Genomic DNA, 16,684 nt, shown 5'->3' with positions numbered 1-16,684 from the left:
AAATCTTTTGAAATGATAAAATCCATGACAGGCTTTGGCCTGGCAGTATATGAGGACGATAATTATACCGTTCAAATAGAAGTTAAAACCCTTAATTCTAAGTTTTTAGACCTTAATTTTAGGGCTCCAAAACAATTTTCTGAAAAGGAAACAGAGGTTAAAAATATAGTTTCAGGCATTCTTGAAAGAGGGAAGGTCAACGTTTCTATTGATTTCAGCTCTAAAAAAGAAGATGACCTTCCAATAGTGATTCAAGAAGAGCTGTTCCAAAGGTATTATGAAAAATATGCGGACATGGCCGGAATGGTTAAAGGTTCGACTACAGATATTTTTAAATTGGCACTTCAGTCTCCTGGCGTTACTACGGTTAATGTAGAGAAGTCTGATTATAATGAAGCCTGGAAGATTATTTTACCAATTATAAGTGAAGCCTTGAATGATTGCGATTCATTTAGAATCAATGAAGGGGCTGTGTTGATGGAGAAATTTCAGGAAAGCTTGTCTATTATTACTGAAAACCTGAATAGCATTAAGGCCTTGGTTCCGGTTCGTAAAAACAGACTTATTGAAAAAATAAGAGATAACTTTTCCGAATGGGTAAAAGACCAGGATTTTGATAAAAACAGATTTGAGCAAGAGCTCATTTATTATTTTGAGAAGTTAGACATTACCGAAGAAGTTGTCAGGCTAGAAGCCCACCTGAACCTGTTTGCAGAGGTCTTGCAATCAAATAAGTCTGAAGGTAAGAAGATGGGTTTTGTAAGTCAGGAAATGGGCAGAGAGATCAATACTATTGGATCTAAAGCAAATGATTCTTCTATTCAGCACCATGTCATCAATATGAAAGATGAATTGGAAAAGATTAAAGAGCAGGCGCTGAATATTATCTAAATCAGATAATTCAATAGATTTATTAGCCTTCCTTAGGAAGTAATTTCATGAGTTAATTAAAAGCATTGTTGTGCTATTAATAAGCCCACTTAATGATTGCTTTTTTTAGCTTTGTGTATGGAGCATATTTGATATTCCCTTCAAACCAAAAGGGTTTATCTAATATGCTTTTGTAATGGGTGAAGGTGTCAAATCCTGCTTTCCCATGATAACTCCCCATTCCACTTAAACCTACGCCTCCAAATGGAAGGTTGGTGTTAGACAGGTGCATTACACTGTCATTTACAGCTCCTCCTCCGAATGAAAGCTCATTCAATAGTTTATTAATTGTTTTTCTGTTTTTCGAGTAGATATAACAAGAAAGCGGTTTTGGTCTTTCCTTTACTGTCTGTATTGCCTCTTCAAGGTTGGTAAAAGATAAAATAGGGAGAATTGGGCCGAAAATTTCCTCTTTCATAACTTCGTACTCAAAAGTTACATTTTGAAGAATTGTTGGTTCTATAAACCTATTGTCTCTATTTAAATTACCTCCAAAATAAACCTGACCTGTCCGGATCAAATTACTAAGTCGGTCAAAATTTTTGTTGTAAATTATTCTTAAATAGTTTTCCTCAATGTCAGCCTTGTTTTTATAGTTGCATCCAATTTCATTTTTTAAGGCTTCTAGAAATGGTGCCTCAATGGATTGATCTACTAAAATATAGTCAGGAGCAATACAAGTCTGGCCTGCATTTAGGAACTTTGCCCAAACAATTCGCTTTGCAGTCATCTTAATATCCGTATCAGAAAGGACGAATGTTGGACTCTTGCCCCCAAGTTCTAGTGTGACAGGTGTTAGATGTTTTGCTGCGGCTTGATAAATGATTTTGCCAACTGGAATGCTACCAGTGAAAAATATTTTGTTAAAGGGATGTTCTAATAGCTCTGTGGTTTCTTTTACACCCCCTTCTACTACATGGAAATAGTTGCTTGGAAAATTGTCATTGATAATTTGCGCCATTACTTGAGAGGTTTTGGCAGGTAGTTCACTAGGTTTTAGGATAACGGTGTTTCCTGCTGCTAGTGATGTAATGGCGGGCACTAGAGAGAGCTGATAGGGGTAATTCCAGGTGCCTATCACCAAGGTAACACCCATAGGTTCTGGGATGATGTAACTCTTTGCCGGAAAATTGGCCACTCCAGTGGCTACCTTTTTTCGTTTACTCCACTTTTTTACGTTTTTTATTAAACCATTGATCTCGTGGTATAGCAAAGCCAATTAAGACACGTAAGTTTCAAATTCAGACTTTCCAAAATCTTCATAGATGGCATCATAAAGTAAACCTTCATTTTCTTTTAGAAGGTTTTTAAAAGTTTTTAATTGTTCTATTCTAAAACTTACACTTTTGGTTTTGTTTGAATTGAAAAAGTCTTTTTGTTGAGCGAAAAGGTCTCCTATTTCCATTTTTGTATGATTTATTTGTAATAGAAATTCACCTTAGCAGCTTTCATGTCCTTGAATTCTTGCCAAATAAGTATTGGACCCACCATAGCGTCTTTACTTATTTTTAGAAGATTATTTGTGCGCTGACTTTAACAGCGAAGGGTTTGGTGTCCGGATCATCAAGGTAAGTCATTCGGTGAAAGAAATCTACCCTAAAAAACTTAAAAATATTCTCCACCCCATAACCTAGCTCCAGATAGGGCATGTTTGAGTCTAAGCCTTGGAATGGTTGTAAAGGAAAACCTTCAGGATCCATCACAGGAGCATGAGACTTGTTGGCCTCGCTGACCGAACCAAATAGCACATTGGCATTTGCTACAGCCCTCCATTTTAATTTTTTAATTAAAGGGATTTTATTCAATAAGAAACCTTCAAAAAAGTGTCTGTAGCGAATACTGAAATATTGGTCAGAGGCAAATTCGTTAAAATTCATGGTGTTAAATGCCGCTGTAGTATAAAACAAGGTTTCATTTCCCAGGTGGTTTTCCAAAACAGGGTAGGGTACTTCTCCGAAAACTTTACCGGCTTCTGCCTCGTATTTGGAAATGCCTAACATGCCCATATTTAGTTTTTGGGAAATAACTAGGTTCATTTTTGAGTAATTGTATTCACCTTTAAGCCATTTAAAACCCTGAGAATAATTCACCGCGAAAATTGGCCATCGGGATGGTCCTAAGGAAATTCGCTCATTGTCATTAATAATAAAGGTTTCATCTCTACCATACCGAACACCTATTTTGGCTTCTGTTGTATTGAATTCTGATTTCAACTCCGAACCCACTTCGTCTCTATGATAAAAATTGTACAAAGGGTCAAAGTGATTCAGTTTAAGGCCACCTGATAAAATAAACCCTTTGAATAATTCCCTTCTAAGCTCCAATTTATGGTTGGTGGATATAAAAGGTTTTCGGAGTGTCCCAAATCTACTCGCGGCAAGGAATACACTGTTTCCGGCTAGGTTTTCCATTTCCAGTCCAACCTGATCGATCTCTTTCTGCGTGGAAATTTTAACGGTGGTCCATCTGTTTCTGTCTAAAATTCGCGTCACCCCTCCATGGTATTTTAACCTTTGGTCTAAAAAGCCATAGGCTGCATAGCCTTCAAGAGCCCACTTATTACTGAACTTCATATTTGTCCGAAATCCTGCGCCTAGTCTTACTCCTTCTACATTGTTATAATTGAAAAAGCCTGGCCATGGGCCAAGGTCAAATTTACCTATGGGCAAATAGCTGGTAGCAAGAAATTTTAAACCTTCTGAATAAAATCGAATAACAGGGATTTTATTAAGGGTGTCTACCATTTGAAGAACAGCGAGTTCTTCTGTACTAAGTGGATCTTTTCTATTTTGATTCCAAAATTCCGCTCCTTCAGAATCAAAATCAGGTTGGAGAACGACGGCCTGATTAAAAAAGGAGGTAGGTTTAGGGTTTCCTATGCTAATACTGTCAACAGAGGTGTAAAACTTGGCCAGTAAACCGGCTGTTTTTGGGGTAATCTGCCCGATTTTCACCTGTACTCGTGTTTTTGAGGGGATTAGTGCCCCTTGCTCTGTGGCGGTTAATTCCTGTTGGATTTTTATTCTTTCGATAAAGTTCAGGTTGGCTTCTCTTGGTATGGTAAGATCTACTTGTTTGAGGGCGTAGGTTTCTTTATTTATCCAAATGGTTCCTGTAAATGCCAGGTCCTGTTCCCTCAAGGGATAAACTTGCAAAGCATAAACGGAGTCTTCTCCAATTTTGATAGAATCCAGCAAGTCGTAATCATAAAAGCCCCGCCAACCATCTGCAATTGGGGAAACAAATTCTTTTTCGAGGATATTTAGCCAGTTTTTATAGAAGTTGTATTCTTGAAATGCTGAACCGGTGATCTGGGAGGCCGTTGAACCATCTGTAATCCCTACACCCGTAACCTTGGATTTTTCCACTACTTCTTTTTTAAGTTCAGGGTTATTCCTGAAATAAAAGGAAGAAAGTGTTTCCGAGAAGAAGACAGGCAAAATCTTTTCTCCCTCATCGTTGGTCAGTTGTTTGATGGAGTCTAAAACGGCCGTTACTTTCTGAACTGCTTTTCTTTTTGTAAAAGCTTCTGAAACATGGTCTATATCAATTTCAATTTTTGTATAGTTTTTTGTTTCGTATGCATTTAGATTCCGCTTGTCAAACTGTTTTTTCTTGTCCACAGCCTTCCGGATAATATCATAGGCAGGATTCTCTCCTGCTACAAATACAAATGCATCCAATTGGATATCAGAGGGCCTAAGTTGGAAATTAATTGTGTGCTCATTTCCGCTTTCTAAGGCTTTTGCCTGTGGTAGATATCCTATATAGGTCACCAAGAGGCTGTCTGCCCTACTGCTACTTGTGATAAGGAAATTCCCTTCAAAATCTGTAGAGTTCCCTACACTGGTACCCTGTAGCAATACTGAGGCGAAAGGGATAGGATCACCTGTTTCAGCATCAGTAACTTTTCCTTTTATAACCACCTGTCCATAGGTAGATAATGACAATAGGGTTAAAAGAAGTAAAAATATAAGTTTTGTTTTCAATTTTCAGTTGTTAATTATATTCTTTGGCTAAAAATGATTTGCCATAGGTTGTTAATCGAAATTAGTTGGCAAAAGTTCTATTTGAAAGAATTTAATTCCTAAACAATGATGATTTTTTTGCAAAAATTAAACGGTCATACGGTTTCGAACCATTACATTATATAATGAGAGGATGGACTGGAGGAAATAGATATTGGTTTCAGGGAGGTAGTGCTAAGGGCAAAGAAAATTTTGATAATGGGTTTTTCTTAAAGTATAATAAGATTTCTAAACCCTAAAATTTCTTTAATTCTTTACTAGAATCTCAATTTTATGTAAACAAGAATAAGTTGTAAAGTGAAAAACTGCAATTATCGCAATTTTTGTGTTATTTTGAGGTCGTATTGTGAACTTAACACCCCAATAATGAAAAATGAATCCCTTTCCGTTAAGGTTTATTCAGAACTAAGAAGGAAGATATTGTCCAATCACCTGGTATCCGGTGTTCGCTTAAAAGAAGATTATTGGGCGACTCATCTTAATGTAAATAGAATGGCGGTGAGAGAGGCATTGAATCGTTTGTTGGGGGAGAACTTGGTGGTATTTGGTAAGAAGGGTGGTTATTTTGTGAAAAGCCTAAGCCCTGAAGATGTCAAGGAGATCCGTGAGGTAAGAGAAATTATCGAGTTGGGCGCATTGCGATTGATTTTTCAAAAACAGGATCAGAAAGATATTGCCATCCTTGAGGAAATATGCGATGATTTTACGACAATGTTTAAGCGTGAGTATTTTGAAGGGGCCTGTGAAGCAGATGTGAGGTTTCATGAGAAAATGATTGAACTGTCTGGTAATGCGAGACTAAAGCAAATTTACCAAATGAGCAACATCCCACTTTTTCACCAGAAATTGGGGCAAACTCAGGTTCATATGAGTGATTATGAGCATACTGATGAAGAGCACAGAGAGATCGTGGCTGCCCTTAAAAATAAAGACTTGGCTAAAGCTGAAGAAATGCTTAAAAAACATCTCTTAAGGGGTGAAATGGCTTCTTTAGACTTGTGATTTTTGGTGTTGAGAGCAAGAAGAACTCGCAGGATCTATGGGGGGGTAGCAACTTAGTGGTTAGGAGAAAAAAGTATTTTTTTTAATAGAATCTTACGGGATGTTATTTTACCCAAGCGATTTTTATTAAGTGAATTGAAGTTACTGGTCTAACTATCTGAAATTAAATAGTATGTGTTTCGATTGAAATTGAGTGGATATTTTATTTCCGCTTTGTTTTGTCCTCATATTTACTTGGTTATATTTTTTATGTAAACAAAAAAGTATATTTTTGGTAAACAAAATTATTATTGATCACCACGTGATTATAGCAAGCCTTTACTGTGTCTGTCTAAATTGGCATCGAATAATATTTTAAACTTGTTTATTAAGCTAAGAAGTTTTGAAATGTGAAAAAAGTTGTTGTAAAAATAAGTTGTATACAACAGCATAGGTGCTTGTCTTAATTCAAAATCCAAAGTATTACTCCTGGTTTGGTGACCATTGAATGAATTCAGTTGCCTGATTGGGAAATAATAATCGTACAGAATTATCATTAAAAATTTAATATAGCTATGAAATCAAATTCATTATCAGGAAAACAAAGAAGAAATTTTCTGAAAACAGCTGGAATGCTCGGTGCCTCAATGGTAGTGAGTCCTAGGTTTGCCTTTGCAGGCCCACCCAAAAGTGATAGAAAATTAAGAATGGCCGTTGTGGGAGGTAGATTTGGCGCTAGCTTTTTCTTTCATGAGCATCCCAATTGCGTGGTAGAGGCGGTTAGTGATTTACGAAAAGACCGGAGAGAAAAATTGATGGAAGTGTATAACTGTACCAAAAGTTATGAATCTCTGGAGCAATTAATTAAAGACCCAAAAGTAGAAGCAGTATTCGTGGCTACTCCAGTACCTGATCATGCTGAGCATGTACTTGCTTGTTTGAATGCGGGCAAGCATGTGCTATGTGCAGTGCCGGCTGCGATGAGTCTAGAAGATTGTGAAAGACTTAGGAATGCTGTGAATAAAACAGGTCTGACCTATATGATGGCTGAAACAAGTGCTTACCATCAAGTGGTCATTTCAGCAAGGAAATATTATAATGAAGGGAAATTTGGAAATATATTCAGGGTAGAAGCCGATTATCATCACCCAGGTCTTGAGGTGCTTTTTTATGAGGAAGGAAAGCCTACCTGGAGACATGGTATGGCCCCAATGATGTACCCTACCCACTGTACGGCTTACCATATTTCTGTTACAGGAGAGCGATTTACGGACGTAAGTTGTCTTGGTTGGGGAGATGATAGTGAAGCTTTGAAAGGTAACCCTTATAACAATCCATTCTGGAATGAAACTGCGCTCTTCAAAACCAATAAAGGCAATGCGAGCAGGATGTCTGTATGTTGGAGAGGAGCTTTGATGGGGACTGAAAGAGGTGAATGGCATGGGGATAGGATGAGTTTGTATGCAAGAGATCCACATGGATTAGATGAAGTGAAGATCAATGCTTCTGAAGAATTGGGAAGAGATGATGCAGGATTTTTGTTTAAGAGAGCAGAGAAAGAGGATTATCAACAGCAAGATTGGTGGGATTCGGATGCTTTGCCTAAGTTAATGAGGCACAATAGTGGACATGATGGTTCACATACCTTTATTACCCACGAATTTGTGGACTCAGTGATTAACGAGAGACAGCCATTGGTAAACATTCATGAAGCATTGGCTTATACTGCCCCTGGGATAGTTGCCCATCAGTCGGCATTAAGGGGAGGGGAGAACATGAAGATCCCAACATTTGACATATAATTGACATCCTTGGGGGGTATACTTAATATAATTCAATTTAGTATTATGAATAATTGGCCAAAATCAAAAGCATTACTTAATAAAAACGAGAAATGGATCCCTGGTGGTGTTGTTTCTTTAAATCGTAAATCAGATCCAAATATTGCTTTTACCAAAGGCAAGGGGAGTAGAATTTGGGATATTGATGGGAATGAATACATCGATTATCAAGCAGGCTTCGCTTCGGCTTTTTTGGGCCACAATGATCCGGATATCAATGGAGCAGTAAAAAAATCCATGGATAACCATGAGGTGTTGATGGGGGCTGGGCCTACTACCCACGAAGGGGAGTTGGCAGCCTTGTTTTGCGCATGTGTGCCTACTGTTGAGAGCATTCAAGTGACCTGTACCGGTTCAGAAGCTACTTATCATGCCATTCGAATTTCAAGAGCAGTTACCGAAAAAGACCACGTTATTATCATTCAGGGAGGTTACAATGGCTGGCACAACGATGTCTCGGCAAATGTAATGAGTAGTCTGGAAGATATAGGACCTAGGGTTTCACCGGGAGAGTATCCTTATGATTCATTGTCAGCAGGGGTTCCACAAGGCCATAAAGACCTGATTCACGTAGTCAATTTCAATGATCTGGAATCAATAGCTTATGTGGTTGAAAAATATCCGGTAGCCTGTATAATTCTCGAGCCGATTTTACAAAACATTGGAATTGTAAAACCAAATGAGAATTACCTCAAGGGGCTTCGTGAATTGGCAGATGAGAAAGGTTTTCTTTTGATTTTTGATGAAGTGAAAACAGGTTTTCGCCATGCCTTAGGTGGTTATCAAAGCATTTGTGGGATAACCCCAGATTTAAGTTCCTTTGGTAAGGCCGTGGCCAATGGTTACCCAATAGGTGTGATTGGAGGAAAGAAGAAGTACATGGATTACTTTAACCACCCTGAGAAAGGAAAGAGAGTATTGATCGCTGGGACTTTTAATGCCCATCCATTTACAGATGCTGCTGCTATTGCTACTTTGAAAAAATTGTCTTCACCGGAATTTGCGGTTTATGACCATCTGGAAAACATGGGTGGGTTATTGGAAAAAGGCTTGATTGATATATTTAATCGTTATGACAAGCCTTTTAAAGTGGCACGCATAAAATCGGCTTATTGTGTTTACTTTATGGACCATGCTCCAGTAGATTTCCATGACATTGTGTTGAATCATGATTTTGAGTGGGATAAAGCTTATAGAAATGAACTCATTCATGAAGGTGTTTATAATTTCCCTTTGCCTATCAAACAAGGTAGCATTTCCTTTGCTCACACCGAAAAAGACATCAATGAAACGCTGGATAAAACTGAGAAAGTAGTGAAAAAACTTATGACTAAATAGGTTTGAATTCAGACTTATTTATTCATGTGTACTGAGGAATGGTTTTTCAATAAAATATAAAATAATATGCCTGGTTCATTTAAAAACCATTGTGTGATCATTAGCGGCGCCCTTGGGGATATTGGTAGGTCCATAGTAAAAGCTTTTGTTCTGAGGGGAGCGAATGTGGCTTTGGGAGATGTGAAAGAAAACGATGAAGCACAAGCGTTTTTGGCTAGCATAAATCTTTTAAATCCTGAAGTGAAGGTTTTGTATGACCGTGTAGATGTAAGAGACCCTGCCCTAGTGAAGCAGTGGGTTGAACGGGCAACAGAAGAGCTGGGGACTCTGGATATAATTATCCCTAATGCTGCCACAGTAACCATAAAAGGAATCATGAATATTAGTCCCACGGAGTGGTCTAATGAATTGAAAGTAAATCTTGATGGGGCATTTTACCTTTCAAGATTTGCCAGTGAAAAGTTGCTCCAAGGCAAAGTGTCAGGAAGGTTGGTTTTCGTGGGAAGTTGGGCTGCAGAAACTGTACACCAAAACCTTCCCACTTACAGTGTGTCAAAAGCAGCATTAAGGATGTTGTCCAAATCCCTGGCACTAGAACTTGCTCCTAACGATATTCTGGTAAATGAAATTGCTCCCGGCTATGTGGATGCAGGTTTGAGTAAACAGGTATTAGACGGCAATGAATCAGCAAAGCTAAAAGCGATAGAAAAAGTACCTGTCAAAAGAATTATGCACCCAGATGAAGTTGCCAGTAGTGTACTCTGGTTATGTGATTTTGACAATAAACACATGACTGGAAGTACCCTGCTTATGGATGGTGGATTGTCCTTATTGTCCTAAACTATTTCCAATATGAGTTCTGCTAATACTAAGAAAAAGCAATTTATTAGACCTTTTGAAGGAGAATTTGGAATAGGACAAAGGGATATTACTCCCCCTATTGGGATCAATAATAAAAACTGGGGAGCTTCTTCCCAGGCAACGGCCACAGGTATTCATCAGCCATTATTGGTTACCTGTATCAGTATTGAGACTAAAAGTAATTCTTTACCCATGGTCTTTTTGTCAGCAGATCTTGGCTGGTGGAAAAACATGGAGGATGAAGCCTATGTTAGGAATTTTATCCTTGAAAAAACAGGACTGGAGGAGGCCTCACTTTTGTTTTGTTTTTCCCATACCCACGCTGGACCCAACCTAAATAGAGCCGATAAAGACAAGCCCGGAGGAGAACTGATAGCTCCTTACTTGGATACCTTGAGGGAAATATGTACAGAGTTAATCAAGGAATGCCTACGGAATAAAGTTTCGGGAATACTGACTTGGGAATATGGCACCTGTAATCTGGCTAAAAACCGAGATTATTATGAGCCAGAAAGGAATCAGTATTTTGTTGGTTACAATTCCAGCAAATCTGCCGATGATACTTTACTTGTAGGGAGAATTACGGATACTTCTGGAGGGATAATGGGTACAATTGTGAATTATGCTTGCCACCCGACCACCTTAGCTTGGGACAACCTTAAAATTTCTCCAGACTTCCCGGGTACTTTCAAAAAGGTAATGAATGAAAATACCGGAGCTCCAAGTTTGTTCATTCAAGGAGCTTCCGGAGACCTTGCTCCAGCAGAGCAATATTCAGGCAATGTCGCGCTTGCAGAAAAGCACGGTAGGCAATTGGCATTTTCTGCCATGGCTGTGCTCGAAAGTATGTCGCCTGCAGGTAAAGCACTTTTTTTCAAGGAAACAGTTGCCTCTGGGGCCCCGCTGGCCATCTGGGAGCAGGAGTCTGTAGCTGCTAATAGTAATGTGTCGGCTGAAATTATCACTATTGAATTGCCATTGAAACCTTGGCCATCCATCAAGGAGCTTAAGCAGTCCATCAATGAATGTGAGGATCCGGTACTAAAAGAAAGACTTATCCGCAAACTGGGAGTGAGGAGTTCCATTGGGGATGGGATTAAAGTCACTGTAAAGGTATGGTATTGGCAATTGGGAGATTGTCAGATCGTAGTGCAGCCCAATGAAGCCTATACTGTTTTTCAACAAACCCTTCGGGAGAAATTCTCTTCTACACCTGTGGTGGTGGGAAATATTGTGAATGGGCATATAGGGTACCTACCGCCAAAGGAACTTTATGACAAAGACATGTATACCGTGTGGCAAACGCCGTTTGACGCCGGAGCATATGAAGTTTTGGTTCAAGAGGTGTTAAATAAAATGAACAGTAAACCCTGATTAGCTTTAAAACAATATGGAATCCAATTTTACTAATTTAGACTTAGGGATATTTATCATCTACATTGTAGGAATAATAGGTCTAGGGCTATATGCCTCCAGGAAAAGTACCGGTGAAAGTAAACGTGATTATTTTCTAGCTGGTGACAAACTTCCATGGTGGATGATAGGAGGAAGTATTATTGCTGCCAATATCAGTAGTCATCACCTGGTAGGAGTAATGGGAGTGGCCTACGAAAGAGGATTTGTGGCCATTGTAATTGAGTGGGGGGCAATATTGGTAGGTTTTAATGTCTTGTTATGGGTGTTTTTACCTTTTTACATAAGGAATGGTTTTTATACCATGCCGGAATTTTTACAAAAGAGGTTTGGTGGAGGAGCCAGGACAACCTATTCGATTTTGGTGCTTTTGACTTATATTTTTGTAGAAATAAGTGCCGTTCTGTATCTAGGAGCCATTTCCCTGCAATCCTTGTTGGGAATACCAATGTTGGCGAGTATTCTGTTTTTGGCAGTATTTACAGGGGTCTATACTGTATTAGGAGGCTTAAGAGCGGTTGTTTGGACCGAAATGCTACAACTTGCTGTATTGGTGCTCGGTATGGTTGCTTTGTCCTACTATACCATAGATGCATCTGGTGGATTTGAGGCCATTGTAGAATCCTCAAAGGATTGGGAACTGATGTTGCCAGCCAACGACCCAGATTTTCCTTGGACCATGTATCTGGGAGGACTACTTTGTATTAGTATCTTTTACAATGCAACCAATCAGTTTATTGTTCAAAGAACCCTTGCGGCAAAAAATGAATGGCATGCACGCATGGGGGTGATTTTCGCCGATTATCTTAAGTTTTTAATTCCCCTATTGATCATTATACCTGCCATCGTGGCGCCAAAAATATTCCCTGACCTTGAAAAGCCAGACTTGCTCTTTTCCATGTTGGTTGAGCACTTGCTTCCTACAGGTTTGGTAGGGCTGGTGATGGCAGGACTAATAGCGGCGATCATGTCGCACTTATCAGGAGCCATTAACTCTTGTACAACCATCTTGACAATTGATGTTTATCTGCCTTATTTTCGACCAAATGCTTCTGAGGCATCTTCTGTACGATTTGGAAGAATTACAGGGGTTTTGGTAATTCTAATTGGAATATTATGTACCGGTATTCTTGTGTATTATTCCGAAAAACCCATATTTATTTACCTTTTAAATGCCTACGGCCTGTTTACCCCTGGGATCGCGACCATGTTCTTGATGGGGATATTCTGGAAAGGAACTACCCATGCAGGGGCATTAACGGCAGGCCTTCTTACCATTCCTTTGTCATTATTGGTAGAGTTTTTCTTTCCGGAGATGCCATTTTTTAATAGAACAGGAATTGTTTTCTGGACCTGTATGCTACTGTGCGTCCTCGTCAGTTTGGTCACCCAAAGAAAAAGTGAAGCAGAATTGGAAGGTTTGATCTGGACCAAAGAAAGCCTTTCTCTACCGAAAAGTGAAGGAGAGCAGCAGAAAGGCTGGAGAAACCCATTTATCTGGTGGGCCATTGTAATGGCTATGGTTTTGTATTTCTACATCAAATATGCTTAGTGCTGTAATAGGTTTGGGCTTAGAATACCTCTGCTGCTACCAAAAATGCTTGCAACTGGAGCTTTCAAATAAGAATAACCACTGCTGTAAATCTTTGGTAAGTAACTCAGGAAGATTAATTCGTAATGGGGGAATAATTGTTCGCCACTTATCAAACATTAATATGGAGATTAGGAAATAATGATTGAATAGAACTGTTGGTAGTCAGTTCCAACACTTGACAGTATTTCTGGTAGCTGGTAAAAGGAATTATTATGAAAAGATTACTTTACTTTAATCATTTAAGGTGCATATCCAGTATATTGATTCGAAAGCAAGAGAGAGGGAGTATATAAACCGTAGCTAATTGTTGATTGCTTGTGATATTGCAGCTGTAGATTTTGTAAGCCAACGTTTTTTTAAAATTTCTATTGATATAAATCTATTTTGGAAATAATAAATTCTTTGATAAATTTATCAAAACCCACATTTTACAAATTTTATTAATCCCTCATTTTTCGCCCTTGATTTGGTGTTGATAATCACGTCAGCAATAAATAGATAAAAAGTGAAAAATGAATTTTCAGGGGTGTAAAATATGGTTTTTTACTAGGGTTGATTACTGCTTTCCTTTAAAGGAAATAGATTGAATAAATTAAAATTTAACATGCGAACAAAGAATTTGAGTTTTCCGGTGATTAAAGGCTTTTATTACTATCAACGTATCATCGTATTTGTATTAGGCTTTGCCCTATTGCTTTACGCTTGCCAGCCAAAGTCCACCAATGAGGATAGATCTCTGGAAAATGCTTTGTCTACTTTTGTCCTAGAAGATGATTTTCAGATAGAGCTTATTGCAGGGGAGCCTTTAGTAGCTGACCCAGTAGACATGGTAATAGATGAGCAGGGTAGAATGTTCGTGGTTGAAATGCATGGTTATCCATTGGACCTCAGTGGGTCTGGGAAAGTGAAACGCTTGTCAGATACTGATGGTGACGGGATAATGGATGAAAGTGTCATTTTTGCAGATAACCTGGTGGTGCCTACTGGGATCATGGGCTGGAAACAAGGCATTATCGTAACAGATCCACCCAACGTTTATTACCTAGAAGACAGCAATGGAGATGGTAAAGCAGATATCAAGCAAACCCTTTTAACAGGGTTTGCGCTTTCTAATCCTCAGCACAATGTTAACAGTCCCAAATTGGCATTGGATAACTGGATCTATTTGGGGCATGAGCCTGCGGTTACTACGACCATTTATGAAGGCTTACTTGGGGATAAAGGTACCGATGTATATTATCCAGAAAAACCAGAACTCAACAGATTGCCGCAAAATGCCGGAGGCAGAAGTATCCGATTCAAACCTGACACCTATGACTTAGAGTTGCTAAGTAGTAGGACCCAATTTGGGCACACTGCCGATGCATATGGGCACAGGTTTTTATTGAACAATAGCAATCATATTATTCAGGAAGTGCTTTCTGCTGAATACCTGGATAGGAATCCACATGTGGTGATTACGGGAGTCACTCAGTCATCCTCAGATCATGGCAGTGGTGCTGAAGTTTTCCCGATTACCATCAATCCCCAACATCAGTTATTGACTGACCTAGGTGTAATGACTTCTGCTTGCGGATTGACGGCCTACTTGGGAGGAGCTTTTCCTGAGCGGTACAATCAGTCAACCTTTGTGTCAGAGCCGGTAAGCAATTTGGTACATGTGGATTTCGTCAAGGAGGATGGGACAGGTTTTATTGCCTCTCGAGAGCATCCTGACAAAGAATTTTTAGCTTCTACAGATGCTTGGTTTCGACCTGTTAATGCTTATGTTGGCCCTGATGGAGCTTTGTATATCCTGGATTATTACCGTCAGATCATAGAACATCCTGAATGGATGGCTGAAGAGGTGGTTCAGTCTGGTGCTTTGTACAATGGAACAGACCAAGGGAGGATTTACCGCATTACGCCTAAGGGTACTTCCCCAATAGATTGGTCAAATAAATTGACTATGGATAAAGCTTCACCTGAAGAATTACTTAGTAAGTTGTCTCATAAAAATGCTTGGTGGAGGATGAATGCCCAAAGGCTAATCGTGGATCAGCGTCCTGAGAGCCTGATTCCTCAATTAAAGGATTTGGCGATTTCTGGAGAAAGCCCAATGGGGCGACTTCATGCTTTATGGACTTTGCAGGGGATCGGAGCATTGGATCAAGAAACTGTAGTAAGTTCTTTAAAAGACCCAGTGGCAGGTATTCGGGAAAATGCTGTGAAATTGGCTGAGCTTTTCTTGGCTCAATCCCCTGAGTTTGCTGAAAATTTGCTGGCCTTAGAAAATGATCCTGATCCAAAAGTTCGGTTTCAGTTGATGCAAACCCTAGGGTACATTGAAAGTGAAAGTGCTTTTCAGGTGCGAAAAGCACTTTTGTTCAAAGATATCGAGGACAAATGGGTGCAATTGGCAGCACTTTCAGCACCTTTTTCAGAGAGTAGGAAACTTATCAATCCAGTATTGGACCAGTACACCGCTACACCAGCCTACAATGGTCTGGTACAAAGCATGGCTTCAATGGTTGGTGCCAGCATGGATGAGCAAGCCATTTATACCATGGTACAAAGAGCCACGAGAAAAAATACCCAAAATAAATACGACTGGCAGCCAGCTCTTTTGCGTGGCTTGGCACAGGGAATCAAAAGTAAAAAACGAGCTGGTTCACATGGGGCAAGCGCTGGTTTATTGGCAACAACAGTTTTTGAACATTCCTCAATAGAAGTAAAAGGAGCTGCAATTCAGGTTTTAGAGGGGATAGGTTTGGACAATGTAAAGGGTAAAGGCCTGGCCCTATCAAAAGCGAAAGAAATAGCATTGAACAAAACATTGACTGGAGAAGAAAGAAGCATGGGGATTCGATTTTTGGCTTTGGGCAATAATGCGGAGTACGAAGACATGCTTGTAGACTTGGTGGATGTTGTTGAGCCTTTACCTGTACAATTGGCAGCTTTTAGAACATTAAGCAAGTCGCAAGGCAATTCATTTTCTCAATTGGTACTTGATCGTTGGGATAGTTTTACGCCTGAATTAAGAGATGCAGCCATTAGTGCGATGATGATGAATGGGGAAAGGATTGCAGTTTTGTTGGGAGCACTTGAAGATGGAGTTATACAAAAAGCAACCATTGGCTGGAGAAGAAGTGTAGGTTTAATGGCGAACAAAGATGAAAAGCTTCGATTAAGAGCTAGGGCCATTTTGACCCGGCCTGAAGGCGAAAGTGAAAAAATCATTGCCACCTATCAACCTGCTTTGGAGCTAAGTGGTACAATTCAAGCTGGAGCTACAGTTTTTCAGAAAAACTGTGCCATCTGCCATCAAATGGGAGAGGATCAGGGAATTGCTTTTGGTCCTGACTTGTCTTCTTTGAAAAACAGACGTGCAGCCAGTATCATGAGTGATATCTTGAACCCTAATTTGTCCATAGCAGATGGCTATGATCTTTGGGAGGTGGAGTTGCAAAATGGGGAACTTCACCAAGGGCTTATTTCCTCCGAAACACCTACTGCTATTAACCTTCGCAATGCAGGTGGAATTGACAAGAGCATTTCCAGAGCCAATATTAAAACATTGAAATTAGTCGAGATGTCTGCCATGCCGACTGGTCTTGAACAGAGTATTTCCCTTCAGGAGATGGCTGATTTATTGGCCTATATCCGAAAGTCAGAATAAAAAAATACAAGAAAACTTCTTTAAAATATATCAATTAACC

11 protein-coding genes are annotated in these 16,684 nt (G+C 39.4%); 8 read left to right on the top strand and 3 right to left on the bottom strand.

What is annotated here, in order from left to right; all coding sequences use genetic code 11:
- Positions 1-12 precede the first annotated feature (12 nt).
- On the top strand, positions 13-891 hold the full coding sequence (locus tag CA2015_RS02055) for a YicC/YloC family endoribonuclease (protein ID WP_048640379.1): 879 nt from the start codon (positions 13-15) through the stop codon (positions 889-891).
- Positions 892-967: 76 nt separating this feature from the next.
- On the opposite strand, the gene CA2015_RS02050 is transcribed toward CA2015_RS02055, so the two are convergent.
- The 3 genes from CA2015_RS02050 to CA2015_RS02045 all read right to left on the bottom strand — a co-directional run bounded on the left by CA2015_RS02050 (position 968) and on the right by CA2015_RS02045 (position 4,919).
- On the bottom strand, positions 968-2,149 hold the full coding sequence (locus CA2015_RS02050; protein WP_205749795.1) for an aldehyde dehydrogenase family protein: 1,182 nt from the start codon (positions 2,147-2,149) through the stop codon (positions 968-970).
- Positions 2,150-2,335: a hypothetical protein gene (locus CA2015_RS25030; RefSeq protein WP_205749794.1), complete on the bottom strand. Its 186-nt coding sequence runs from the start codon at positions 2,333-2,335 to the stop codon at positions 2,150-2,152.
- 103 nt (positions 2,336-2,438) lie between these two features.
- Entirely contained in the window at positions 2,439-4,919 is a 2,481-nt protein-coding gene (locus CA2015_RS02045; protein WP_048640378.1) for a DUF5686 and carboxypeptidase-like regulatory domain-containing protein, read from the bottom strand.
- A gap of 405 nt (positions 4,920-5,324) precedes the next feature.
- On the opposite strand from CA2015_RS02045, the gene CA2015_RS02040 reads away from it, so the two are divergent.
- From CA2015_RS02040 to CA2015_RS02005, 7 genes are all read left to right on the top strand, one after another.
- Positions 5,325-5,960, top strand: coding sequence for a GntR family transcriptional regulator (locus CA2015_RS02040; protein ID WP_048640377.1), 636 nt, complete (start codon positions 5,325-5,327; stop codon positions 5,958-5,960).
- A 554-nt stretch (positions 5,961-6,514) separates the two neighbouring features.
- Positions 6,515-7,741, top strand: coding sequence for a Gfo/Idh/MocA family protein (locus CA2015_RS02030; protein WP_048640375.1), 1,227 nt, complete (start codon positions 6,515-6,517; stop codon positions 7,739-7,741).
- Positions 7,742-7,786: 45 nt separating this feature from the next.
- On the top strand, positions 7,787-9,118 hold the full coding sequence (locus CA2015_RS02025) for an aspartate aminotransferase family protein (protein WP_048640374.1): 1,332 nt from the start codon (positions 7,787-7,789) through the stop codon (positions 9,116-9,118).
- Between the two features lie 66 nt (positions 9,119-9,184).
- Positions 9,185-9,958, top strand: a complete 774-nt coding sequence (locus CA2015_RS02020; RefSeq protein ID WP_048640373.1) for an SDR family NAD(P)-dependent oxidoreductase — start codon at positions 9,185-9,187, stop codon at positions 9,956-9,958.
- Between the two features lie 12 nt (positions 9,959-9,970).
- Positions 9,971-11,353 carry a hypothetical protein gene (locus tag CA2015_RS02015; protein WP_048640372.1) on the top strand — a complete coding sequence of 461 codons (1,383 nt, stop codon included), beginning with the start codon at positions 9,971-9,973 and terminating at the stop codon, positions 11,351-11,353.
- Between the two features lie 16 nt (positions 11,354-11,369).
- Positions 11,370-12,944, top strand: coding sequence for an SLC5 family protein (locus tag CA2015_RS02010; RefSeq protein WP_048640371.1), 1,575 nt, complete (start codon positions 11,370-11,372; stop codon positions 12,942-12,944).
- Positions 12,945-13,590: 646 nt separating this feature from the next.
- Positions 13,591-16,644 (top strand): PVC-type heme-binding CxxCH protein, encoded by a 3,054-nt coding sequence (locus CA2015_RS02005; protein WP_240477912.1) that lies wholly within the window; start codon positions 13,591-13,593, stop codon positions 16,642-16,644.
- Positions 16,645-16,684: the final 40 nt, after the last annotated feature.

The organism is Cyclobacterium amurskyense, assembly GCF_001050135.1.
GTDB lineage: Bacteria > Bacteroidota > Bacteroidia > Cytophagales > Cyclobacteriaceae > Cyclobacterium > Cyclobacterium amurskyense.
Note: the sequence above shows the minus strand (reverse complement) of the source record. Positions and strands in the feature narration are given on the sequence as shown.